The following is a 22,816-nucleotide window of genomic DNA, read 5'->3' as shown; positions in this document are numbered from 1 at the left end:
CAAATCGCCCTGCGCTGCGCTTCCGGTGCTCACGACCTTTGCAGTCGCTGCGCGCCGGTTCTCGCACAGAACGATTTTCGCTCCGGCCCGGGGAAAGTCCTTCCCTAGCGTCTAGGCTCTTCCAATGAGCCGCCAAATCCCTAACAGGGCTGACATGAGCGATAACCGTTTCGATCCGTCGAGCGCCGACGGGCGCTGGCAGCGTGCGTGGGACGACGCGCGTTGCTTCGAGGCCGACAGCAACTCGACCAAGCCGAAGAGCTACGTGCTCGAGATGTTCCCCTATCCGTCGGGGCGCATCCACATCGGGCATGTGCGCAACTACACGATGGGCGACGTGCTCGCGCGCTACAAGAAGATGCGCGGCCACGAAGTGCTCCACCCGATGGGCTGGGACGCTTTCGGCATGCCGGCGGAAAACGCCGCGATGGAGAAGGGCGTGCATCCGGGCGGCTGGACGCGCGACAATATCGCCAACATGAAAGCGCAATTGAAGCGCATCGGCTTCGCGCTCGACTGGTCTCGCGAATTCGCGACCTGCGACCCGGAATATTACGGCCACGAACAGGCGCTGTTCCTCGACCTCTACGAAGCGGGCCTCGTCTATCGCAAGGAGAGCGAGGTCAACTGGGACCCGGTCGACATGACCGTGCTCGCCAACGAGCAGGTGATCGACGGCAAGGGCTGGCGAAGCGGCGCGGAAGTCGAGAAGCGCAAGCTCAACCAGTGGTTCCTCAAGATCACCGACTTCGCCGAAGACCTGCTGGCCGGCCTTGGCGATCTCGAAGACTGGCCCGACAAGGTGCGGCTGATGCAGGAAAACTGGATCGGCAAGTCCAAGGGCCTCGAATTCAGTTTCGAGCTGTCGAATGGCGAGAAGCTGCCGGTCTACACGACGCGCCCGGACACGATCTTCGGTGCGAGCTTCGTCGCGGTGGCCGCCGACCACCCGGTCGCGCAATCGCTCGACAGCGATGCGGCGCGCGACTTCATCGCCCTGTGCAAGAAGGGCGGCACGACCGCGGCCGAACTCGAGAAGGCCGAGAAGCTTGGCTTCGACACCGGCATCACCGCGAGGCATCCGTTCACCGGTGCGGACCTGCCGGTCTACATCGCGAACTTCGTGCTGATGGATTACGGCACCGGCGCGATCATGGCGGTGCCGGGCCACGACCAGCGCGACTTCGAATTCGCGACCAAGTACGGCCTGCCGATCCCGCGTGTCGTCGCTACGAGCGTCGAGGACGCGGGCAAGCCCTTCGATGGCGAAGCGGAAGCGGGCGATGGCGTGATCGTGAACTCCGACTTCCTCGACGGCATGGAGGTCGAGGACGCCAAGCGCGAGATCATCAAGCGCATCGAGGCGCAGGGTGCGGGCGAGGGCAAGACCGTCTGGCGCCTGCGGGACTGGGGCGTTTCGCGCCAGCGCTACTGGGGCACGCCGATCCCCTTCATCCACTGCGAGAAGTGCGGTGTCGTCCCGGCGCCGAAGGACAGCCTGCCAATCACCCTGCCGGAAGACGTGGACTTCCAGACCCCGGGCAACCCGCTGCTGCGCCACGCGACATGGAAGCATGTCGACTGCCCGACCTGCGGCGGCAAGGCCGAGCGCGAAACCGACACGCTCGACACTTTCGTCGACAGCTCGTGGTATTTCCTGCGCTTCGCCAGCCAGCCGGACGACAAGCCGTTCGACAAGGACGAGGTCGCCAAGTGGATGCCGGTCGAACAGTATATCGGCGGGATCGAACACGCGATCCTGCACCTGCTCTACGCCCGCTTCTGGACCCGCGCGCTGGCGCATTGCGGGCTGGTCGACGTGAAGGAGCCCTTCGCCTCGCTGTTCACGCAGGGCATGGTGACGCACGAGACCTACAGCCGCGATGACGGCGGGCGCGAGACCTACTTCACCCCCGAAGAAGTCGAGCGGACCGGCGAGGCTGCGACACTCAAGGCGGATGGCAAGCCGGTGAAGATCGGCCGCGTCATCAAGATGTCCAAGTCGAAGAAGAACGTCGTCGATCCGGACACGATCATCGAACAATATGGCGCCGATGCGGTGCGCTGGTTCATGCTGTCCGACAGCCCGCCCGAACGCGACCTGCCCTGGTCCGAAGCTGGCATCGAGGGCTGCTGGCGCTTCGTCCAGCGGCTTTGGCGCCTGTTCGGCCAGTACGATGCTTCGGCCGAGGGCGAGGACAAGGCGCTTGCCCGCAAGACGCACCAGACCATTGCTGCGGTTGCCGACGACATCGAAGCGCTCGGCTTCAACAAGGCGGTTGCCCGTATTTACGAGCTGACCGGCGCGATCGAAAAGGCCGAGGCGAGCGCGAGCCGCAGCGAGGCCATCCGCGCCGTGCTGCATCTCGTCTCCCCCATGATGCCGCACCTTGCCGAGGAAGCCTGGTCGAACATGGGCGGCGAAGGGCTGCTGGCCGAAGCAGCCTGGCCCGAAGTCGATCCGGCGCTGTTGGTCGACGACGAGGTGACCATCGCGGTCCAGCACCGCGGCAAGCTGCGCGACACGCTGACCGTCGCCAAGGGCCTGTCGAAGGACGAGCTGGAGGCGCTTGCGCTCGCCAGCGAGAAGGTGCAGCGTTCGATCGACGGGGCCGAGGTTCGCAAGGTCATCGTCGTGCCCGACAGGCTGGTGAATATCGTTACGTGATCCGCGCTTCTGCCCTTCTTCTCCTCGCTCTCGCGCTGTCGGCTTGCGGCCTGCAGCCGATGTATGCGGGCGGCAGCAGCGGGCAGGTCGGACAGGGACTCGCGGCCGTCGATGTTCCCGCAATCGAGGGGCGTGCCGGCTGGCTCATGCGCAATGCGTTGACCGACCGGCTCGGCGTCGCGGGCGATGCGAGCCCGCGCTACCGGCTCGATGTGCGGCTCGACGACCAGCTCGAAGGCCTAGGCGTGCTGAGCGACGATTCGATCAGCCGCGAGCGCCGCATCCTGCGCGCGCGTTACCAACTGGTCGACCTGGCCAATGGCGAAATCCTGCTCGACCGGACCGCCGGCTCGGATGCCGGCATCGACGTCGTCTCAAGCGAATATGCGACCATTGCGGCGGAAGAACGCGCGCTCGAAAACCTCGCCGAGGAAGTCGCCGGGCGCATTGTGACGCAGGTCTCGCTCGCGCTCAGGGATCGCCAGTGAAGGCGACGCAGCGCGATTTCGCAAACCAGGCGCGCCGCGCCGCGCAGCAGTGCTCGGTCTTCTACTTTTGCGGTCCCGACGAGGCCGGGGCCTCCGCCGCCGCGCAGTCCATCGTCTCCTTGTTGCCCGACGCAGGCGAGCGCGTCGAAATCCCCGGCGCGGAGCTGCGCCGCGATCCGGTCCTGCTCGGTGACGAAGCGCATTCGACCTCGCTGTTCGGCGAAAAGCGTCACATCCTCGTGCGCACTGCGGGTGACGAGGCGCTCGATGCTGTCGGCAACCTCCTGCTGGGTTCGGGCGAGGCTTGCCCGGTCCTGATCGTTGCAACCGGCGCGACCGACAAATCGCGCATCGCCAAGCTGCTCGCGACCCGCGACGATGCGCTGGTCGCGATGTTCTATCCGCCCGACATTCGCGACATCACCTCAACCGTGCGCAATCTCGCCGATGCATCCGGGCTGAGGATGAACGACGGCATCGCCGAACGCATCGCGCGTGCCTCGGGCCTCGATATCCGGCTGGCGACGTCCGAGGTCGAAAAGCTGGCGCTCTATCTCGACGGCTCGCCTTCCAGCCCGGTCGACGTATCGGCGGACGATCTCGATGCGATCGGGGCCAAGACCGACGACGACGGCTTCATGCCGGTCGTCAATGCCGTCCTCTCGGGCGAGGTGAACAAGCTCGGCGGAGAGCTCCAGCGCATGCGCGAGCTTTCGCTCAACCCGGTCGGACTGCTGCTCGCATTCGAGCGCCGCGCCGCGCAACTGGCGCAGATCTCCGCCCGCATGGGGCCGCGCGCCGATATCGGGCAGACGATCCAGGCAGAAAAGCGTGCGCGTCGCATCTTCTGGAAGGACGAGCGCGACATCGCCAACCAGCTGCGCCGCTGGCGTGGCAAGAAGCTCGACCGGCTGGTCTCGCGCCTCGCCGAAATGCACCAGCAATTGCTCGCCAACAGCCAGTCCGCCGACCTTCTGCTGTCGCAGGGGCTCGCCGAGATCGCCCGCGCCGCTGCACCGCGCCGCTAGGGCGGAATTCCATCTACTGTTGATAAGTAGTACTGCGTAGAGCGGTTAATCGGTTCCGTCCTGATAGAACCCGGTCGGGTCCGCACGAAAGCGAGTTGCAATGAACGCGCCAGCATTCAGGCTGAATGGCGAACGATCGGCCGTAGGCCCGGCCGTGCCTTCGCTCGAGCACAAGCGGCTGCGCGCGTACCTGTTCCTCGTACTTGCCGATGTCGCATTGGTCGCCTTGGGTTTCGCGCTTGCCGGGCTCGCCTATCGCGGCGCCTTGCCCGACGCGCAGGCGATGCTCGAGGCGCAGCTTATCGTGCCGCTTTTCCTGACGATCGCGCTCTACCAGAGGGTCTATTCGATCCGCTCGCTGACCGATGCCGGCTATGCGATCAGGCGGATTGCGCTGGCCATGATCGTGGCAGCGGCCTTGCTCAACTTCATTGCCTTCTATGCGAAGTTCAACGCCACTTTCTCGCGCGGGACATTCACCCTCGGGATCGTCATTTCGGGGGCTTTGCTTGCCGGACTGCGGGTCGCCAGCGCCGCTGTCCTGCGCCGCCGCTGGGGCGAGGTCGCGCGCAATGTGCTGGTGATCGACGATGGCGGCCCGAGTTTCACGCTCGGCCATGCGCGCCACCTGTGTGCGGGCGAGGCCGGCCTCGTCCCCAATCGCGACGATCCCGACATGCTCAACCGTCTCGGCCAGTGCCTGACGAACCAGGAGCAGGTGATCGTCACCTGCCCTGCCGAGCGCCGCGAGCTTTGGGCTTTCGTCCTGCGCTCCGCTGGTGTCGACGGGCAGGTGATCAGCGACACGACCGGCGAAATGCCGATCCTCGGGATCGAACGCTACGACAACCAGGCGCGCACCGGCCTCGTCGTATCGACCGGCCCGCTGGGCTTGCGCGGACGTATCGGCAAGCGCTTCTTCGATCTTGTCGTTGCCGGAAGCGCGCTACTGGTCCTCGCCCTGCCAATGCTGCTGATTGCCGTCGCGATCCGGCTGCAGGACGGCGAGCGCGCCCTGTTCGTCCAGAAACGCCATGGTCGCGGCAATCGCTTCTTCCCGATGTTCAAGTTTCGCACCATGCGCAGCGAACACGCGGACGGGACGGGCGAGCGTTCGACCGCGCGCGACGATGACCGGATCACCCCGCTCGGCCGCTTCCTCAGGCAGACGAGCATCGACGAGCTGCCGCAGCTGTTCAATGTGTTGCGAGGCGAGATGTCGATCGTCGGGCCGAGGCCGCACGCGATCGCTTCGCAAGCGGGCGACAAGCGCTTCTGGGAAGTCGACGAGCGTTATTGGCACCGCCATTCCTTGAAGCCGGGCATGACCGGCCTCGCGCAGGTTCGCGGGCATCGGGGGGCGACGGAGAAGGAGAGCGACCTCGAGATGCGCCTGCAATCCGATCTCGAATATATCGCGAACTGGAGCCTGCAGCGCGACCTGATGATCGCCGTCAGGACACTGGGCGTCCTGCGACACCACAACGCCTATTGAGTATTTGCTAAAGGGTTGGCGGTCAGCGCGGGCTGTTGCCGCGCGGGCTGCCGGGATCGTCGTTGACGAACAGGACTACGCCGAGACCGAGCAGGATCGCTACCCCGGCCCAAGCCCAGCCAAAGCGTTCCTTTGCCTGGTAATCGTCATCGGCGATGATGCCGAATTCAGCGACCTGCGGACGCACGGCTGCCTGCGCGGAAACCGCGCCAAGGGCCAGGCTCGCGCCGGCCAGCAGGGTAACAATGCGTCTCACAACTCGTTCTCCGGCAACAGATTCTGCCGTTTCGCGATTCGCAGGTCAACCGAAACCGCGAATTTCCGCCATTTCCATAGCCCGAGGGGGATTAATCCGGAGTGTATGCTGGTGGCGGCTGCGCGGTTGCATTACCTCCGAAATAGCCCATGAAGATCGCCATTCTCGGACTGAACTATGCCCCCGAACCGATCGGGATCGGGCCATACACGAGCGGGCTCGCGGAGTTCCTCGCACGGCGGGGCCACGATGTGACGGTTGTCGCGGGCAATCCCTATTACCCCGACTGGCGGCTCGCCCCCGGTTTCGACAAGCACGGCAGCCGCAGCGTCGAGAACGGCGTCACCGTCGTCAGGGTTTCGCATTTCATTCCCGCTCGTCCGCGCGCGGCATCACGCATGGCGCATTACCTGAGCTTCGCGCGGAGCGCGCGCAGGGCAATGACGAAGCTGGACCGGCAGGACCTTGTCCTCGCCATCGCGCCTTCTCTCGTCGCGGCGCCCGTAGCGCTTGGCTTCGCGCGCAAGTGGGGCGCGGCCTCCTGGCTGCATATCCAGGATTTCGAAGTCGAGGCAGCGGTGGCTACCGGCCTGCTGTCGAGCGGCATGCTTGCACGCATGGGATCGGCATTCGAGCGCCGGGTCATCGCGGGCTTCGACCATGTCAGCTCGATATCCCGGCCGATGGTGGCGAAGGCGATCGAGAAGGGCGCGGCGCCGCAACGCGCGATCGAGCTGCGCAACTGGGCCGACACCGACCTCGCAGCCAGAGCGGAGGAAGTGGAGCAGCTGCGCAGGAAGCTCGCGATCCCGGACGGGCCGATCGCGCTCTATTCGGGCAATCTCGCGCTCAAGCAGGGCGCGCATATCATCGGCGAGGCCGCGCGCCTGACGGCCGGGCGAAGCGATGTCCAATGGGTCGTGTGCGGGGAAGGCACCGCGCGCGAGGCTCTCGAGGCCGATGCGGAAGGAACGACGAACCTGCATATCCGCCCGCTGGTCGAGCGCCGCGACCTGGGCGCGCTGCTCGCCATGGCGGATATTCACGTGCTGACCCAGATCGCCGGGGCCGCCGACCTCGTGCTGCCATCAAAGCTGACCAACATGCTCGCTTCTGGCCGTCCGGTCGTCGCGACTGCCGATCCGGCCACCGCGCTCGGCGAAGAGGTTGCACCCTGCGGCATCCTTGCCGAACCCGGAGATGCGGCCTCGCTCGCCATGGCGGTCGAACGGCTGGCAAGCGACGAGGGGCTGCGCGTCCGGCTCGGCAAGAAAGCCGGGGAACTTGCGCGCGAACGCTGGTCGGCCCCTGTCTTGCTCGAGCGATTTGCCATAGCCTTGGAACAGGCGGCGAGCGAGCACGGCGGGCCATGAGTACGATCGACCAGACACTGGCACAATCCCGCGAAAGGGGGCGGATCGAATTCGATCCCTGGGTGCTGGTCGCCTTCGCCTATCCCCTGACCCGGCTGGTAGTCATCGAGTTCTTCGGGCGCCTGTACCTGACCGACCTGATCGGCGTCGCCTTGTTCGTATTCCTGCTCAAGGCGCCCGATGCGATCGAGCGGCTCGCGCGGATCAAGACCGTCTTCATACTCCTCGCCCTGTGGCTCGTATCGCAAATCGTGACCGACCTCGTCCGGGATACCGCGCCGCAGGACTATTTGAGGGTTTGGGCCAAGATCGCCTTCTTCGGCATCCAGATCGCGGCGCTCTGGCTCTTCCTGCCGCGCCGCCGAGCTTACCTGGTGGCCTTCGCCCTCGGCATGGGACTGGCCGCCGGCTTAGGCGTGCTGGAGGAATACGAGGGAGCCGAATGGAAGTTCGGCTACGACCAGGCGGCGGTCTTCATTCTTGCCTCGTCCCTGATCCTCGCGGCGCGGTTCGCCCCGCACTTGCGCAAGCTCGCTCCGCTCCTGCTCGGCGGCCTTGCAGCTTTCGTGCTGTTCCAGAACGCGCGATCCGCATTCGTAGTGATCGCGCTTGCGGCGGTCATCTGCATGCTCGTCATCATGGTGGAACGCTGGCCCGCCCTGCAGCAGCGGATAAGGCCGACTGGCTTCGTCATCCTGCTTATCGGAGGGATCATCGGGGCAGGCGCGATCAGTGCAGGTTACGGCGATATCGCGCGATCGGGTGCGCTCGGCACCGAGGCACAGGTCAAGCACGAGAAGCAGACATCGGGCGAGATCTCGCTGCTGCTCGGTGGACGCTCTGAAAGCCTGATCTCGGTGCGGGCAATCGCCGATTCCCCGATCATCGGGCACGGCAGCTGGGCGAAGGACCGGCGCTATGTCGAGCTCTATCGCTCGCTTCGCCTTCGGCTCGGAATGGATTGGGAAGACCCGTTCTTCCAGCGCCGCGAGCTGATCCCGACGCACAGCTATTTCTTCGGATCCTGGGTCGAGGCAGGGGTGCTCGGGGCCGTGTTCTGGCTGTACATTTTCACCCTGCCTTTCATCGCCAGCTATCGCCTCTTGAAGAGCCGCGAGCCCTTGCTGCCGCTGGTCGCCTTCCTCGCTGTCGGGCTGGTCTGGGCGATACCCTTCTCGCCCTTCGGATCGACCGAGCGGTTCACCGCTGCTTTCCAGATCGTCACCCTGCTCTGGATAATCCGCGAGGCTCGTCCCGAGCCGGGGTGGTGGCGGCCGATCACCTTTGCGCCGCAAGCCGAGAAACTGTCCCCCAATCGCCGATGAAGCTGCTGCACGTCATTGCGAGCTGCAACCCGGATGGCGGCGGCCCGGTCGAAGGGGTGCTTCGGCTTCACGAGGCTTTCGAGGCAGCCGGCCACTCGTCCGAGATGCTTACGCTTGATCGGCCTGACGATCCTTGGGTGAGCGACTGCCCGATGCCGGTCCACGCGAAGGGTGCGCCAGCGCCCGACGGGTCCGGGCCGCTTGCCTCGTTGCGGCGCTGGGCACGGCGTTCGCCCGAGGCGGTGAATTGGCTGGCGGACAATCTCGCTTCCTACGACGGGGTTATCGTCGACGGCTTGTGGAATTACGCGACGCGGGCGGCGCGCCTGGTGCTGCCCGGATCGGGTATCCCCTATGTCGTGTTTCCCCACGGCATGCTCGACCCATGGTTCCGGGAGCAATACCCGCTGAAGGATGCCGTGAAGCGTGTTCTGTGGCGCGTGAACGAAGGCCCGCTGATGCATGCGGCGACAGCCGGCGCGTTCACTTGCGAGCGCGAGCTGGAATTGGCGCGCGGCACATGGAAGCCATGGGGTGTGCGCGGCGAGATTGTCGGCTACGGCACGAGCGTGCCGCCGTTCGCGCCGGGCCAGGTCGAAGCCTTTCGCAAGCTGGTGCCTGAGATCGGGGAGAGGCCGTACCTGCTCTTCATGAGCAGGCTGCATCCCAAGAAAGGGTGCGAAATCCTGCTCGATGCGTTCGAGGCTACGCTGGACCAGCACGACTACGCGCTCGTCATGGCCGGGCCGGGCGATGACGACTACCGGCAGGCGCTGCTTTCTCGCCAAAGCGCCAGGCGCGCCGGTGAACGGATCGCATGGCCGGGCATGCTGCAGGGCGACGCCAAATGGGGCGCGCTTCAAGGCTGCGAAGCGATGGCGCTCATCTCGCATCAGGAGAATTTCGGCGTGATCGTCGCGGAAGCGCTTGCCTGCAGCCGCCCCGTCGTCATCTCCGACCAGGTCAATATCGCACCGGAAATCGTGCGCGCGAGGGCAGGCATCGTCTGCGCAACCGATGTCGATGGTGCCGCCGCAGCGATCCGGGAAATCGCTTCGCTCGAGGCTAGCGAGCGCGACGCGATGGGCGAGCGGGGCAGGAAGCTGTTCGAGCAGCAATTCGAAATCGTTGCGGTTGCGGCGCGGTTAATCGAACTCCTGTCGATCGAGGCTCGCGCAGCGAAATAGAGCTTTCCTACAGATAACCCATTTGGTTAGGCACTGGTTCGAAAGGAGCCATCTATGCCTGACCTTACTCCCGTCATCCGACATCCAGCGCGCTTCGTGCCGCTCGCCGCCGTTGCAACCGAAGGGGCCGACGGCGCCGCCTTGCCTGTCTCACCTTCCAATCCCGTCCCGGTTGTCGAGGCGCCTTATGTGGCCGCGCGGGCGCTGGTCGAGGATACCGCTGTCGAACCCGGAAAGGCGCTGCTGGTCGATTGCAGCCAGGGCGGCGTGCTCAATTTCGAGCTCGCCGATACGACGCAGCTTCCGCTGACTTTCGCTCCGGGGGTGACGCTGCTGCCGTTCTCTGTCCGCCAGCGAATGTCGCTCGGCTCGACGGCAACTGCCAGTGCGTGGGTGCTCGACTGATGCGCGCGCTCCACATGCCGCGGCCAAGCCCGCCCGTTCGCCCATGGCCCATGCCGGCTGCCGATCACGTTGCCGCCCAAATGGCTTCGCCCCCGCCGTTTGCCGTTTCCTCCACGCGGAGCCTGCCGCGCGCATGGTTCGCGGGCAGCGGCAACGTTTCCTACCCCATCGCATCGCAGCCGACCGGTGCGCACTTCACCTTCGCACGCGGCCTGCCCGATACGACCGGCCCCACTCTCGGCTTTCGCAGCGCTGCCACGGTGACGAGCGACCTGGCGGGGCCGCGCGTTCCCGCCAGCCAGCAATTCTCTTTCTATCACGATGGCGCCGCGATCGAGCTTCACTTCCAGAACAATTCCAAAGGTGTGCTGGTCAAGATCGACGGGCAGTATCTCTCGCTCGATCCGATCACGACGGACGGTGAGCAATATATCCGCATCGATTTCGCTTCGCGCGATGTGCGCCGCATCGATCTCGTGAGCTATAAGTCGGCTTTCGCCGGTGTCTGGACCGGCACGGGCGACGGGATCTGGGCCGCGCCGGCTCGCGGGCCACGCGCGATCTGCATGGGCGACAGCTTCACCACCGCAGCCCCGACCGGATGGACCAACTGGTTCGCCGACGCGATGGGGTGGGACGATGTCTGGACCTCGGGCATCGGCGGGACCGGTTATGTCGCCAATGCCTCGGGTCTCAGCCCCAACTGGAACGAGCGCCTCGAAGCGGATGTCATCGCGTACCGGCCCGAAGTCGTCTTCCTGTTCGGCAGCGTGAACGACATGTCCTACGGCCCGCAGGCGGTCGGCGCGGGCGTGCGCTCGCTCGTCAGCCGGTTGCGCAAGGCCCTGCCCGACTGCGTCGTGGCAGGCGGGATGAATACCGCCTTCGGCGTCGAGGCCTGGCCCTCGGAAAGCTGGGACGTTCTCGACGCCGCAAAGGCCGCCTTCACCGAAGCGGGCGGTGCCTGGATGAGCCTGCTCGAGATGCCGATGGAATTTTCGGGACCGGCGGTCGGCAATGCAGGCATGCTGATGGACAATCTTGCCGCTGGCCGTGCGGGTAATACGGGGACGCCCACCGCCGTCGACGCATCCGCCGGGTTCCGGGTCAATACTTCGAGTTCGACGCCCGACACGAACCTGCGGATCGGTGCGACCGTCGAGATCGGCAGCGGCGCGACCCGCGAACGCGTGGTGGTTACCGCGGTCGGCCTGTCCGGCGGCAAGCAGATCTACGGCTTCGACGGCGCGCTCAGATATGCCCATGCCGCCGGTGAGCCGGTGCGCGAGGTCGGCCCGGCCTACATCACCGGTCGCGGGACCAGCGTCGCCCCGAGCGGCTGGGGAACGGGCGATATCTATGTCGGCGACGATGGCTATCACCCGAACGACCATGGTCACCGCATGATCGGCATGCTCAACGCCTCCATGCTCAAACGGCACTTGCGCAGCACCGGCAGGGCCTGAGCCACATTCCGGCGGTTCAAAACCCGTCACCTCCGCTTCCCATGCCTGCGCGCGCGCCATAGACCCGTGGGCATGGGAAGCGTGACGGACAGCAGTGGCATGGGGGGGCAGCGCGAAGCCCCCTCGCTGACTGTCGTCATCCTCACCCGCGACGAAGAGCGCCATCTTGCGCGCGCCATTGCTTCGCTGGGCGGGCTGGCCAGCCGCATCGTAGTGGTGGACTCGGGTTCACGCGATGCGACGCGCGGGATTGCCCGCGCCCACGGAGCGGAAGTGTTCGAGCGGCCGTGGGTCAACTATGCCGACCAGTTCCAGTGGGCGCTCGACAATTGCGGTATCGACAGCGACTGGACCATGAGGCTCGATGCGGACGAATGGCTCGGGCCGGATTTGGTAGAGCGCCTCGTCCGCACCTTGCCAAGCCTGCCCGCGACAACCGGCGGTGTGAGCCTCGACCGGCGGCACATCTTCCTCGGCAAGTGGATCCGCTTCGGCGGGCGCTATCCGCTCAGGCTGCTGCGCATCTGGCGCACCGGCGGTGCCCATATCGAACAGCGCTGGATGGACGAGCACATGGTGCTCGAAAAGGGCGATATCGCGCATGTCGCGGGCACATTTGCCGACGAGAACCTCGGCGATCTCGGCTTCTTCACCACCAAGCACAATGCCTATGCGACACGCGAAGCGGTCGATGCGCTGCTCGGTGAATTGGGCGATGAGGATAGGGCGATCGAGGGCTCGACCGCGCAGGCGAAACGCAAGCGATCGATCAAGACCAGGCTCTACAACCGCCTGCCGCTCGGCATCGGGCCGCTGGCCTATTTCCTCTGGCGCTACATCTTCCAGCTGGGCTTTCTCGATGGTCGCGCGGGGCTGGTCTATCACGTGTTGCAGGGCTTCTGGTATCGCTTCCTCGTCGATGCGAAACGCTACGAGTTGAAACGGGCGCTCGACGGATGCGAGGATCGCGACGCTCGGCTCGAGCGCCTTGCCGAGCTGACGGGTCTCGACATTCATGGATTTGCACGAGGGCGGCTATCCGATGAGCGCTGAAGCGATCCGCCTGACCAATCCGAGCGCGCGCCTCATGGCGAGGACGCCGCGCGACAGGAACATGTTCTTCGGGTTCCACGACCTTTGCCCGTGGTCGCCCGACGGGAGCGAGCTTCTGCTGCTGTCCCTGCCGACGGGCACCTGCGACATGGTCGATACCACGCGGCCAGCCACTATCGCTGCGTGGAATCCCGATACCGGCGCGACCCGCGATCTGGCCGAGACCGAATGCTGGAACTTCCAGCAGGCCGCCCGGCAGCAATGGCTTCCCGGCGACACCGGCCAATTCGTCTTCAACCGTGCTTCGGAAAGCGGCCAGTGCGAGGGCGTGGTGTGCACCTCCGATGGCGCTGAAGCCCGGCGGCTCGAGCGCGGCGTCTATTCCATCGTGCCGGACGGGACCTGGGCGATAACGCAGGATTTCGCGCTGCTTGCCAAGCTCTGGCCTGCGTATGGCTATGCCTCTCTCGCGTCGGAAGACTACCGCCCCGAACCCTCGGAAACCGGGCTTTGGCGAGTCGACATGGCGAGCGGCAAGGCGAGAATGCTCGTCAGCCTCCAAGATGTGCTCGCGTCATGGCAGGGCTCGGGCGAGGGACATTTCCTCAGCCATCCGAGCATTTCGCCTGACGGCAGCCGCCTTGTCTTCCTGCACCGGTTTTTTCCGGCGGATGGCGGGCTTTATACGCGTCTTATGGGGTGCGGCGCCGACGGCTCGGGCCTGCATGTTCTCGGTGACGAGAAAGTGAGCCACTTCGACTGGCTCGACAACGACCGCCTGGTTGTATGGGCGCGTTTCTCGGGCGGCGGGCTGGCAAAAGTACGCGCCGCCGGAGGGCTCAACCTGCCTGTCGTCAAACCGCTGCTGTCTCTTGCCCGCAAGATGACCGGCCGGTGGAAGAAACGCGTGCTGTCGGAGAGTTTCTTCACCGTGACGTTCGGCAATACGCAGCCGCGCCGCCGGTTCGGATGGCCCGCTCTCGACGAGGACGGCCACCCGATGGTCGCCCGCACCCATGGCTGGATGGTCAACGACACCTATCCCGACGCTTCCGGGCAACTGACGCTGATGCTCTACGACCTCCAGCATCAAAGCCGCGTCGACATCGCGGCGATGCATCACGGCGTCACCAGCGATGACAGCGATGCGAAGTGCGATCTTCACCCTCGCTGGAATCGTGCCGAGACCATGGTGGCAGTCGATCATTGCGAAGACGGCAGGCGCGGCGTCGCCCTGTTCGATGTCTCGCACATCGTGGGGGCGGGTGCGTGAAAATCTCGGTCGTCACCAACGCGTTCAACCAGGGGCGCTTCCTCGCCGCCGCAGCCGAAAGCGTGCTGTCGCAGACCGGGCCCGAGGTCGAATATTTTATCGTCGAGCCCGGCTCGACCGACGAGACGCCCCGCGTGATCGAGCGGCTTGGCGAACGCTACGGGGATCGTTTCACGCTGATCCAGCAGCATGACGACGGCCCAGCCGATGGCCTCAACAAGGCATTCGAGCGGGCGAGCGGCGACTGGTTCATCTATCTCAACGCCGACGACGTTTTCCTGCCCGGAGCATTCGAGGAGGCAGCACTGGCAATCGCCCGGCACCCGAGGGCCGGTGCGATCATCGGGAACGGCTACCTCGTCGACGAACACGGCCGCTATTTGCGCCGCGCCATCTCGACCCGCTTTTCGGCGCGGCGTTTCGTGCGCGGCACGGCTTTCGCACTCCAGCAATCGACCTTCTACCGCGCCGAGGCGTTCCGTCAGGTCGGAGGCTTCAATCTCGACAACCGGACGAGCTGGGACGCGGAAATCCTCGTCGACATGGACCGCGCCGGCTTCGAGCTGGTCAATGCGAGCGGCTACTGGTCGCTGTTCCGCATGCAGCCCGATTCCATCACCGTGAGCCAGCGCAGCGCGGCAGAAAGTGCGCGCACCCATGCCCGCTATTTCCGAGAGGAGTTCGGCCGCGATGCGACGCGCGTCGATGCCGTGATCCGGCGCACAGCCCAGCTGGGGCACCGGATACTTCATCCAATCAACACGTACCGCCGCCTCGCCGATGCGATGGCGCCGCGCGACCACGTGTTCACCGAGGCGCAGCCGCCGGGCTGGGCGGAGCTTGGCGCATGAGCGGTACGGTGGCCTTCGTGTGGGACAATTTCGGCCCGCTCCACGTCGATCGCTGCAACGCAGTCGCGCGAGCGCTGGGGCAGGGGCAGTCGGTCGTGGGGATCGAGATCTTCCGCAAGAGCGATACCTACGAATGGGACAATCCGCCTGCCGCCGGTTTCGAGAAGGTGACACTGTTCGAAGAAGGCTCGTGGTCCGAGACCGGCGCGGGCGCGATCGCGCGGGCCATCGGCAACGCGCTGGCCGAGCATGGCTGCGAAGCGGTATTCTTCTGCCACTACGACAAGCCGGCGATCCTGATGGCCGCGAGCAGAGCGCGCATGGCGCGGCGCAAGGTTTTCACCATGGGCTGCTCGAAATTCGACGACCTGCCACGCACGCCGATGCGCGAGCTGGCCAAGCGCCAGTTCCTGCGACCCTATCAGGGAGCGATCGCTTCGCTCGATCGCTCGGTCGATTATTTCCGCTGGCTCGGCCTCGACAAGGAGCGCGTGCTGGGCGGGTACAATACCGTCGACCAGGCGCGGATCAAGGCGCTGGCAGGGACGCCGGACGCCCAACCTCGCGGCCATGCAGACAGGCCGTTCCTCGCCGTGGCGCGGCTCGTCAGCAAGAAAAACCTCGGCCTGTTGCTGCGCGCCTATGCGCGTTACCGCCCGCTGGTCGCACGACCGCGGCAGTTGCGCATCGCGGGCTCCGGTCCGCTTGAGGGGGAATTGAAGAGCGTCGCGGTCGACCTCGGCATTGCGGATCATGTCGACTGGCTCGGCTTCGTGCAGACCGACCGGGTCGCACGGGAAATGCGCGATGCGCTGTGCCTCGTCCTGCCCAGCACGGTCGAGCAATTCGGCAATGTCGTTCCCGAAGCGCTCGCGCTTGCCCTGCCGGTGCTGGCGAGCAACCGCTGCGGTGCGGCCGACCGGCTGGTGCTGGACGGGGTGAGCGGGTTCACTTTCCATCCTAAGAACGAGCAAGGCCTCGCAGCGCTGATGGAATGGGTCGGAGCCGACGAAGCGCTATGGTTGCGGCTGCGCAAAGGCGCCGAGGCAACGGCACCGCTCGGCGATACGGCGCGCTTTGCCGAATCGGTCCTGCAGCTACTCGCTCAGTCCTGAGAGCGCACTTCGCGCATCCCGACCTGCGTCGCCGGATTTCCAGCCCAGATCGTCCATTCCGGCACATCCGACACCGCGCAGCCCCGCGCCGCGACGACTGCGCCTTGCCCGATGGTCACGCCCGTCGCGACGAAAGCCTCGGCCGCGACCCAGCAACCTTCCTCGAGGCGGATGGGCCGGGTGACGAGCTGGAAATGCGGATCGCGGTGGTCATGGTCGCCCGCGCACAGGAAGGCTCTCTGCGAGACGATTGCGCCCTTGCCGATGTGGATGGGGGCCATGTTGTAGCACTGGACGCCCGGCCCGAGCGTTGCCCCTTTTCCCATCGCCAGGTGCCGCGGAAGCCACACGCGCGCACTCGGATAGACCCGGCTACCGGCCTCCATGCGCGCACCGAACAGGCGCAGTAGGAGCCTTCGCCAGCCGAAGCCGAAGGGCGGCGGGACGAGGCGTCCGAGAAGCAGCCACACCGCGCCCCACAAGCCGCGCTCGATGCGGTTGCCGAGGCTGAAGCTCGCACCGCCTTCGAGCGGCCTGCTTTCGGATGCGGGAAGCGGGTCGGTCATTGCATCGGCTCGAGCGAAACGCCGGTCAGGCTGAGCTGTTCGCCGTCGGACCCGCGCCCGGCTTGCCGAAGAGCAAGCGTCGCATCGCCGCAATCCGTCGCGAGGGTCAGCAGCCAGCGACCGAGCGGCGAAGGCTCGCCGCTTTCGAGACCGATTTCGCGCCCCTCGCAGCTCAAGCTCCATGTGAAGGGGCCATCGCCCGCCCCCTCGACGGAGAGGACATATTGACCGGCCGGAAGCGCGAGACGCTGGCTCAGCACGGCTTCGTTACCGAGACCGAGCGGGGAAACGACGACCCCTCGCTCCGCGGCTTCGACACGCGCATTGGCACTGGCCAAGACCTGCCATTCCGACCCCAGCGGCGAAGCGCCAGCCGAGATACCTGCGAAATCCGGGTCGTAGACCATGCCGGAGAAGCGTTCCGGATCGGCAAGCGTATCGCGCCACAGGGATAGCGAGAGCGCGCGCATGTCCGCCTTGTCGAAGCCGATCATCGCATCGCGTACGGCGGTGCGTTGCCACGCGCCATCTTGCCGGTCGAAGCGGCGTACGAGGTCCGCGCGCTGCTGCGCGATGGTCGCGTCAGCCGGCTCCGAGCGAAGGTACCCTTGCCACCAATAGGACTTCCCGCGCCGGTGTGCCCGCTCGGCCAGCGCCTCGCTTCCGCCGGGCAGGGCGAGCAGGCGGTCGACCTCGCCCTGAAGCGGTGCATTGGGCTCGATCCGGCCGAGGGCATCGATGCGCTGCGCGGCAATTGTCGCCTCCCCGCTCGCAATCGCGGTGCGGATCAGCGTGAGATTGGTCACCGGATCGCGCCAGCCGAGACCGGCTGCGAGATTGAGCGCCATCACCCGCTGCTCGTCCGGCTGGCCGATCGAGGCGACTGCGAGCGAAAAGGAATCGTAGGGCATCGCGGCCAGCGCGGCGCGGGCATGGGTGCCTGCCGCTTCCGGACTATCTGCTTCGAGTTGCCGCGCGGCCAGTTCGCGCTGGGTCGTGCGGTCCCAGAATGCGAAGCGGGCGGCATCGGGCCCGGCAGCTGCCGTGATCGCGCCGGGCAGGATGAGCGCCGCTCCGCCGAGTGCGAGCAAGGTCGTTGCGGCGAGGGCCGCAATAGCCCGCATCAGGCGGCATCCTCGCCGTAGGAGTAATAATAGCCGTAGTTATAGCCGTAGCCCGAGGTCTTCGGATCGAACTTGTTGAGCACCGCGCCATCGACGCGGATATCGTTGTCGCGCAGGCGCCGGATCGCAGCTTGCGCCCGGCCATGCGTCGCTCGCCCGGCTTCGGTGACGAAGACGAGATGCTCGATCCGCTGGGCGAGCAGCACGGTGTCGGCAAGGCCGAGCACCGGCGGTCCGTCGAAGATGACGATGTCGTATTCGTTCATCACGAGGTCGCGGAATTCCTCGAAGCTGTTGCTGGCGAGGAGTTCGGGGACGGACGGAGGCAGCGGGCCGCTCGGTACGAGATGCAGCCCGTCCTGTGCCTCGTAAACCACGTCGGCGAGCGAGGCCTGGCGGGTAATGACGCTGGTCAGCCCCTTCTCGCGCGAGGTGCCCAGGATCTGGTGCTGCGAGGGGCGGCGCAGGTCGGTGTCGACGATCAGCGTGCGCTTGCCCGCACGTGCGAAGCTGCGCGCGATGCCATAGGCGACGAGGCTCTTGCCCTCGCCCTGCTGGCTGCTGGTGACGAGGATCGAGCGCAGCCCCTCGGTCGAAAGCAGGGCGAGCGAAGTGCGCAGCGCGGCGAAGCTTTCCGACGCGTTCGACTTGGGCCGGTCGAGCTCCTCGACGATGTGCTCCGCGCTTTCGAGCCTGGGCACGGTACCGAGGAAGGGCAGGCGAAGGCGATCGGTCACATCGTCCGGCGTGCGCGCGGCATCGTCGATGAACTCGCGGGCGAAAATGAACAGGCCGGTCAGCGCGAGGCCCGCAAATAGCGCGAGGCCGATATTGATCAGCGGGCGCGGGCGGATCGGGCCGCCGGGCAATTCGGCACGGTCGACCAGCGAGATGTTGTTGGTCGACACGCCCGCCGAGGCGCTGATTTCCTTGTAGCGCTGGAGCAGTGCGTCATACATCGCGCGGTTGGTCGCCGCCTCGCGCGAGAGGATGTTGTACTGCACGCGCTCCGATTGTTCGGCAGCCGTTCCGGCCTGCAGCCGCTCAACCTGCGCTGCAAGGCGTTGCTCGTTTCGCATTGCCGCCTCGTAGCGCTGGCGCAGCGAACCGCGCGTGTCCGACACCGCGCGGTCGAGCTGTCGCTCGATCCCGCGCAGCTTCTCGGCATGCTGCTGCATTACCGGGTGTTCTTCGCGATAGCGCTCCGCATCCTGCGCCATCTCGGCGGAAATCTCGGCGCGCTGGCGCTGCAGGCTCTGGATGTAGGCGTTGTCCTGCACGTCGGGGATCGAGAAGCCGTTCGAGCGCTGGGCGACGCGGTACTGCTCTTCGGCGAGGATGCGTGCGGTGCGCGCGGCATTGAGCGCGGCATTGGCTTCGGCAAGGTTGGTCTGGACGATCGAGACCGCCCCGTCGCGCTCGCTCGTATCGGGAATATCGACGAGGCCGAAGCGGCGGGCATAGTCGACCTGCGCCTTCTCGCTTTCCTCCAGCCGGTCCTTGGCCAGCTCAAGCTGCTGCTCGAGATATTCGCGCGCGTAGGAGGAGGAATCGAACTTGCGCTGCAGGTTCGAGGCGATGAAGGTCTCGATATAGGCGTTGGCGATCTGCGAGGCGTAGGTCGCATCGGGGCTGGTGAAGCCGATATCGACCACGCGGCTGTACCGCGGCAGTTCGGCCGAGACATTGCCCTGCAGGTTCGCGGCAATGATCGCGCGGCGGGTTTCGGCCATGGTCCGGCCCGGCGCGGCGACTTCCGGCGCGCTCAGTCCCATGCGCTCGAAATAGGTGTCGTCGCGCGTCAGGTTGAGGCGGTCGACCACCCGCTCGGCCATTCCGCGGCTCAGCAGCACGTCGAGCTGGGTCTGCAGGAAGCGCTCCACATCCCATTCCACCGGAGGCATGGTTGCGTCCTCGTCGAGCACTTCGTTGACCTGGCTGTCGATCTGGACGGTGCCGGTGGCCTGGTAGATCGGCGTGGTCGAAAGCGTGAAGATGATCCCGGCGACCAGTGCGGCTGCGATAATCGCGGCTGCGATGAAGCGATTGCGGTAAAGCGCGCTCGCCAGCCGGCGCACATCGATGCCGATGGTCGGCATGGGATTGCCGTAGCTGTAGGCATAAGGCGGTGCGCCCGGCGGCTGGACCGAGAGCGGCGTTTGCGCGGCAGGAGTTTCGACGCGCGACATCAGAACGGCCTGAAGATGCCGATCAGCGGCGCTGCCTGGAGGAGGTCGCGATAGGCCTGCTTCAGCCCGTCAGTGCCGACGATGACCTGGTCGCCCGGCAGGATTTCGATGTCGGGCGCATTGCCCGCGTTGATCTGCGACAGGTCGAACAGCGCACCCACGCGCTCGCCCCCGACACGGCGGAAGACGACGACCTGGTCGTATTTCGCGACATTGGTCGGACCTTCGGCCAAGGCGACGGCATCGATCAGCGAGATGCGGCTCGGCATCTCGAACACGCCTGCTTTCTTGACCGCCCCGGTCACTGTCACTCGCTGGAGCGAAGCTTCGACGATCGACACCGTCACGCTCGGATCGACGAGGTAGCGCGCGCCGTAGAGCCGTTCGAGCTGGCGGGCGAATTCGGCGGCGGTCAGCCCCGAGGCTTGCACCGAGCCAAGCAGCGGCACCTGGACCGCGCCGTCGCTGTCGACGAAGGCTTTCTCGAGCGAGAGGTCGGGTTCGCGAAAGACGATGATCGAAATCTGGTCGTTCGGTCCGATTTCGGAGCGGCGCGGCGCAGTGACGTCGCCGGGCGGCAGCAGCGCGTAGGCCGCCTCGCCAGCGGGAAGCTGCGGTGCTGGCCCATTGCTGCAACCCGCCACGGCGAGCGCCGATGCAAGTGCCAATGCAGCTTTGGCCGCCAGCCTCGTCATGTGCGCCTCACCCTTGCCGGACCCATTGCTAGCTGACGTCATAGCCTTGCCGCGCGCCATTGCGCGATGCCCATTTGCGCCGCAGCTGTGCACAACCCGAACAGCATGGCGAGTGCGGGCGTCCTCAGCGGAAAGTCGAGAGCGGAATGGGCCAGCAGGACGGCTGCGACGCCCCACGCGGCCCATGCCGCCATCGGCGCGCGCCGCGAGAGCATCTGCCATGCGAGGAGGGCCAGTGCGAGCGGCCCCGCCAGCGCCGTCAATACGCCGGGAAGCCCTCCTTCGAGAGCGAGCTGCAGGTAGTCGTTATGCGCCGCCACGACGAAGCGCGCGTCGATCATGTCGAGGTTCTCATGCGCCATGTAGACCGGCACGAAGCTGCCGTATCCTGATCCCCACGGCCACATCGCGCGCGTCGCTGCGAGCGTGTCGGCCGCCATGGTCAGCCTCTGGTCGTCTGCCGCGAGGCCAAAGCGTGCGAAGATGTCGGAAAATGCAGGGACCAGCAGCATGGCGATCCCGCCCGCCACCAGGACGGCGCCGAGCAGGGGCGCGGCACGCCGCCTCGGTCGCCAGATCGCGACGAGCGCGGCGATGATGGCCGGTATGGCGAGCGCGATGCCGGCGCGCGAAGTGGTCGCGACCACGGCGAAGGCGAGCAGGGCGATCGCTGCCGTGGCGATGGCGCGTGCGCTCTTCCCCGCCCTCCCGACGGGGATAGCGACGGTCAGCAATATGCCGGCGATGAGCAGGTCGGCGTGATGGTTGCGATTGGCGAACAGGCCGAGTGCGGCCCCGGCATGCTCGGTCGCATAGAGCGCACCGCCGCCGATCAGGCGCTGGCCTATCCCGACAACCGCGCTCGCGATGGCGAAAAGGGCCACGGCAGCGAGCAGGCGCTTCGTTTCGCGCGGATCCAGCCGCAGGACCGCTGCATGCATGGCGAGCGCAGGGACGACTGCAAGCAGCGAGATAGCCGCCGCCGCCGGATCGAGCGCGAGCGGTCGCCAGCCCGGCTCCTGCCCCGATGCGACGAGCACCTGCGCAGCGAGATCGCGCCCCGGAAGCGCGGTCCAGATGGACGGCGGCAGCGGCACGAGCTGGAGCGCGGCGAGGGCCAGCAGGACGAGTGCGAGCTTGAGCGTCCAGGCCGTCTCGCCCCGCGGCTTGCTGCGCAGGACTGCGTAAAGCAGCGGCAGGCTGCCGAAGAACACCAGCGCGAGGTTGGGCTCGCGCCCGGACCCGCCGACGACCAGCGTCCAGAGCATGGTCGCGAGTGCCAGCGGAAAAAGCAGCCGCTCGCTTCTCGCCGGCAGGGTCATTGCCCGGCCCGCGATGCGAAATCGGCATAGGCATCGGCCATGCCTTCGCGCAGCGGCGTCTTCGCGCGCCAGCCGAGTTCGGCCAGCCTGCTGGTGTCGAGCAGCTTGCGCGGCGTGCCGTCGGGCTTGGACGGATCGGTTCGCACCGTGCCCTCGACCCCGACCGTTTCGAGCGCGAGGCGAGCGAGCTTTTCGATAGTTACTTCCTCGCCGCTGCCGACGTTGACGGGCGCTTCTTCGGAGTAGTTCTGCATCAGGAAAACCAGCGCATCGGCAAGATCGTCGACATGCAGGAACTCGCGGAGCGGCGTCCCGCTGCCCCAGATCGCAATTTCATTCTCGCCGCGCTTTTTCGCCTCGTGTGCCTTGCGCAGCAGCGCGGGCAGGACATGGCTCGTCTCGAGATCGTAATTGTCGCCTGGCCCGTAGAGATTGGTCGGCATGGCGGAGATGAAGTCCGCCCCGTGCTGGCGGCGATAGGCCTGGCACAGCTTGAGGCCGGCGATTTTCGCGATGGCGTACCACTCGTTGGTCGGCTCGAGCGGACCGGTCAGCAGGCTGTCCTCGCGGATCGGCTGCTCGGCATGCTTGGGGTAGATGCAGCTCGAACCGAGGAAGAGCAGTTTTTCCGCGCCATGCTTCCAGCTCGCGTGGATGACATGCGTTTCGAGCGCGAGATTGTCGTAGAGGAAATCCGCCGGATAGCTGTCGTTGGCAAGGATGCCGCCAACCTTGGCTGCCGCAAGGAACACCACATGCGGGCGGTTGGCTTCGAACCATGTCTCGACCGCCTGCTGGTCGCGCAGGTCGAGTTCCTCGCGCGTCGCGGTGAGCACTTCGCAATTCTCGCTCGCGAGCCTGCGGCACAGCGCGCTGCCGACCATGCCGCGATGGCCGGCCACGAATACGCGCTTGCCTGTCAGTTCGAACATCCGGC

Annotated in this window: 20 protein-coding genes; 13 read left to right on the top strand and 7 right to left on the bottom strand. The window is 66.1% G+C overall.

Translation table 11 applies throughout. The features are described 5' to 3' along the window. Positions 1-154: 154 nt before the first annotated feature. The 4 genes from leuS (at position 155) to EO245_RS01695 (ending at position 5,679) form a co-directional block, all read left to right on the top strand. Positions 155-2,668, top strand: a complete 2,514-nt coding sequence (gene leuS, locus EO245_RS01710) for a leucine--tRNA ligase (RefSeq protein WP_128891308.1) — start codon at positions 155-157, stop codon at positions 2,666-2,668. Next, positions 2,668-3,156: an LPS assembly lipoprotein LptE gene (lptE, locus tag EO245_RS01705; protein ID WP_128893414.1), complete on the top strand. Its 489-nt coding sequence runs from the start codon at positions 2,668-2,670 to the stop codon at positions 3,154-3,156. Before leuS ends, lptE begins: the two co-directional genes overlap by 1 nt. Next, the gene (gene holA, locus EO245_RS01700; RefSeq protein WP_128891307.1) at positions 3,153-4,184 is read left to right on the top strand and encodes a DNA polymerase III subunit delta; all 1,032 of its coding nucleotides are present in this window, start codon (positions 3,153-3,155) and stop codon (positions 4,182-4,184) included. Before lptE ends, holA begins: the two co-directional genes overlap by 4 nt. A 100-nt stretch (positions 4,185-4,284) precedes the next feature. After that, positions 4,285-5,679: a sugar transferase gene (locus EO245_RS01695; RefSeq protein ID WP_128891306.1), complete on the top strand. Its 1,395-nt coding sequence runs from the start codon at positions 4,285-4,287 to the stop codon at positions 5,677-5,679. Positions 5,680-5,701: 22 nt separating this feature from the next. Here EO245_RS01695 and EO245_RS01690 read toward each other — a convergent pair whose 3' ends face one another. Further along, complete coding sequence (locus EO245_RS01690; protein WP_128891305.1) at positions 5,702-5,935, bottom strand: hypothetical protein; 234 nt, start codon at positions 5,933-5,935, stop codon at positions 5,702-5,704. 149 nt (positions 5,936-6,084) lie between these two features. Here EO245_RS01690 and EO245_RS01685 point away from each other — a divergent pair, with 149 nt between their 5' ends. From EO245_RS01685 to EO245_RS01650, 9 genes are all read left to right on the top strand, one after another. Further along, complete coding sequence (locus EO245_RS01685) at positions 6,085-7,308, top strand: WcaI family glycosyltransferase (RefSeq protein WP_128891304.1); 1,224 nt, start codon at positions 6,085-6,087, stop codon at positions 7,306-7,308. After that, positions 7,305-8,633 (top strand): hypothetical protein, encoded by a 1,329-nt coding sequence (locus EO245_RS01680; RefSeq protein WP_128891303.1) that lies wholly within the window; start codon positions 7,305-7,307, stop codon positions 8,631-8,633. The genes EO245_RS01685 and EO245_RS01680 overlap by 4 nt, the downstream gene beginning before the upstream one ends. After that, a complete protein-coding gene (locus EO245_RS01675; protein ID WP_128891302.1) occupies positions 8,630-9,820 on the top strand; it encodes a glycosyltransferase in 1,191 nt (396 codons plus the stop codon). Before EO245_RS01680 ends, EO245_RS01675 begins: the two co-directional genes overlap by 4 nt. A 54-nt stretch (positions 9,821-9,874) precedes the next feature. Next, complete coding sequence (locus EO245_RS01670) at positions 9,875-10,225, top strand: hypothetical protein (protein WP_128891301.1); 351 nt, start codon at positions 9,875-9,877, stop codon at positions 10,223-10,225. Between the two features lie 80 nt (positions 10,226-10,305). After that, on the top strand, positions 10,306-11,691 hold the full coding sequence (locus EO245_RS01665; RefSeq protein ID WP_164931238.1) for an SGNH/GDSL hydrolase family protein: 1,386 nt from the start codon (positions 10,306-10,308) through the stop codon (positions 11,689-11,691). A 72-nt stretch (positions 11,692-11,763) separates the two neighbouring features. Further along, positions 11,764-12,744 (top strand): glycosyltransferase family 2 protein, encoded by a 981-nt coding sequence (locus EO245_RS01660; RefSeq protein ID WP_234026928.1) that lies wholly within the window; start codon positions 11,764-11,766, stop codon positions 12,742-12,744. After that, positions 12,707-14,017, top strand: a complete 1,311-nt coding sequence (locus EO245_RS13330) for a hypothetical protein (protein ID WP_164931237.1) — start codon at positions 12,707-12,709, stop codon at positions 14,015-14,017. The genes EO245_RS01660 and EO245_RS13330 overlap by 38 nt, the downstream gene beginning before the upstream one ends. Further along, entirely contained in the window at positions 14,014-14,868 is an 855-nt protein-coding gene (locus EO245_RS01655; RefSeq protein ID WP_164931236.1) for a glycosyltransferase, read from the top strand. The genes EO245_RS13330 and EO245_RS01655 overlap by 4 nt, the downstream gene beginning before the upstream one ends. Then, on the top strand, positions 14,865-15,983 hold the full coding sequence (locus EO245_RS01650; protein ID WP_128891298.1) for a glycosyltransferase: 1,119 nt from the start codon (positions 14,865-14,867) through the stop codon (positions 15,981-15,983). The genes EO245_RS01655 and EO245_RS01650 overlap by 4 nt, the downstream gene beginning before the upstream one ends. On the opposite strand, the gene EO245_RS01645 is transcribed toward EO245_RS01650, so the two are convergent. From EO245_RS01645 to EO245_RS01620, 6 genes are read right to left on the bottom strand one after another with little or no spacing between them, the layout of a single operon-like run. After that, the gene (locus tag EO245_RS01645) at positions 15,974-16,549 is read right to left on the bottom strand and encodes a putative colanic acid biosynthesis acetyltransferase (RefSeq protein WP_128891297.1); all 576 of its coding nucleotides are present in this window, start codon (positions 16,547-16,549) and stop codon (positions 15,974-15,976) included. The genes EO245_RS01650 and EO245_RS01645 overlap by 10 nt on opposite strands. Beyond that, positions 16,546-17,673 (bottom strand): hypothetical protein, encoded by a 1,128-nt coding sequence (locus tag EO245_RS01640; RefSeq protein WP_128891296.1) that lies wholly within the window; start codon positions 17,671-17,673, stop codon positions 16,546-16,548. Before EO245_RS01640 ends, EO245_RS01645 begins: the two co-directional genes overlap by 4 nt. Continuing rightward, positions 17,673-19,862: a polysaccharide biosynthesis tyrosine autokinase gene (locus EO245_RS01635; RefSeq protein ID WP_128891295.1), complete on the bottom strand. Its 2,190-nt coding sequence runs from the start codon at positions 19,860-19,862 to the stop codon at positions 17,673-17,675. Before EO245_RS01635 ends, EO245_RS01640 begins: the two co-directional genes overlap by 1 nt. Further along, the gene (locus tag EO245_RS01630) at positions 19,862-20,557 is read right to left on the bottom strand and encodes a polysaccharide biosynthesis/export family protein (RefSeq protein WP_164931235.1); all 696 of its coding nucleotides are present in this window, start codon (positions 20,555-20,557) and stop codon (positions 19,862-19,864) included. The genes EO245_RS01635 and EO245_RS01630 overlap by 1 nt, the downstream gene beginning before the upstream one ends. 38 nt (positions 20,558-20,595) lie before the next feature. Next, positions 20,596-21,879: an O-antigen ligase gene (locus EO245_RS01625; protein ID WP_128891293.1), complete on the bottom strand. Its 1,284-nt coding sequence runs from the start codon at positions 21,877-21,879 to the stop codon at positions 20,596-20,598. After that, positions 21,876-22,811 (bottom strand): GDP-L-fucose synthase, encoded by a 936-nt coding sequence (locus tag EO245_RS01620; protein WP_128891292.1) that lies wholly within the window; start codon positions 22,809-22,811, stop codon positions 21,876-21,878. Before EO245_RS01620 ends, EO245_RS01625 begins: the two co-directional genes overlap by 4 nt. Positions 22,812-22,816 lie beyond the last annotated feature (5 nt).

The organism is Erythrobacter sp. HKB08 (genome assembly GCF_004114695.1).
Classification (GTDB): domain Bacteria; phylum Pseudomonadota; class Alphaproteobacteria; order Sphingomonadales; family Sphingomonadaceae; genus Parerythrobacter_A.
This window is presented reverse-complemented; position numbering and strand designations above follow the sequence as displayed.

Excerpts from the sequence above, each read along its gene's own strand:
- EO245_RS01640 (WP_128891296.1), bottom strand. The coding sequence starts at position 17,673 with ATGCGGGCTATTGCGGCCCTCGCCGCAACGACCTTGCTCGCACTCGGC.
- EO245_RS01685 (WP_128891304.1), top strand. The coding sequence starts at position 6,085 with ATGAAGATCGCCATTCTCGGACTGAACTATGCCCCCGAACCGATCGGG.
- EO245_RS01620 (WP_128891292.1), bottom strand. The coding sequence starts at position 22,811 with ATGTTCGAACTGACAGGCAAGCGCGTATTCGTGGCCGGCCATCGCGGC.
- EO245_RS01660 (WP_234026928.1), top strand. The coding sequence starts at position 11,764 with ATGGGAAGCGTGACGGACAGCAGTGGCATGGGGGGGCAGCGCGAAGCC.
- EO245_RS13330 (WP_164931237.1), top strand. The coding sequence starts at position 12,707 with ATGGATTTGCACGAGGGCGGCTATCCGATGAGCGCTGAAGCGATCCGC.
- EO245_RS01645 (WP_128891297.1), bottom strand. The coding sequence starts at position 16,549 with ATGACCGACCCGCTTCCCGCATCCGAAAGCAGGCCGCTCGAAGGCGGT.
- EO245_RS01650 (WP_128891298.1), top strand. The coding sequence starts at position 14,865 with ATGAGCGGTACGGTGGCCTTCGTGTGGGACAATTTCGGCCCGCTCCAC.
- EO245_RS01635 (WP_128891295.1), bottom strand. The coding sequence starts at position 19,862 with ATGTCGCGCGTCGAAACTCCTGCCGCGCAAACGCCGCTCTCGGTCCAG.
- leuS (WP_128891308.1), top strand. The coding sequence starts at position 155 with ATGAGCGATAACCGTTTCGATCCGTCGAGCGCCGACGGGCGCTGGCAG.
- EO245_RS01695 (WP_128891306.1), top strand. The coding sequence starts at position 4,285 with ATGAACGCGCCAGCATTCAGGCTGAATGGCGAACGATCGGCCGTAGGC.
- EO245_RS01630 (WP_164931235.1), bottom strand. The coding sequence starts at position 20,557 with ATGACGAGGCTGGCGGCCAAAGCTGCATTGGCACTTGCATCGGCGCTC.
- EO245_RS01665 (WP_164931238.1), top strand. The coding sequence starts at position 10,306 with ATGGCTTCGCCCCCGCCGTTTGCCGTTTCCTCCACGCGGAGCCTGCCG.
- EO245_RS01670 (WP_128891301.1), top strand. The coding sequence starts at position 9,875 with ATGCCTGACCTTACTCCCGTCATCCGACATCCAGCGCGCTTCGTGCCG.
- EO245_RS01680 (WP_128891303.1), top strand. The coding sequence starts at position 7,305 with ATGAGTACGATCGACCAGACACTGGCACAATCCCGCGAAAGGGGGCGG.
- EO245_RS01675 (WP_128891302.1), top strand. The coding sequence starts at position 8,630 with ATGAAGCTGCTGCACGTCATTGCGAGCTGCAACCCGGATGGCGGCGGC.
- EO245_RS01625 (WP_128891293.1), bottom strand. The coding sequence starts at position 21,879 with ATGACCCTGCCGGCGAGAAGCGAGCGGCTGCTTTTTCCGCTGGCACTC.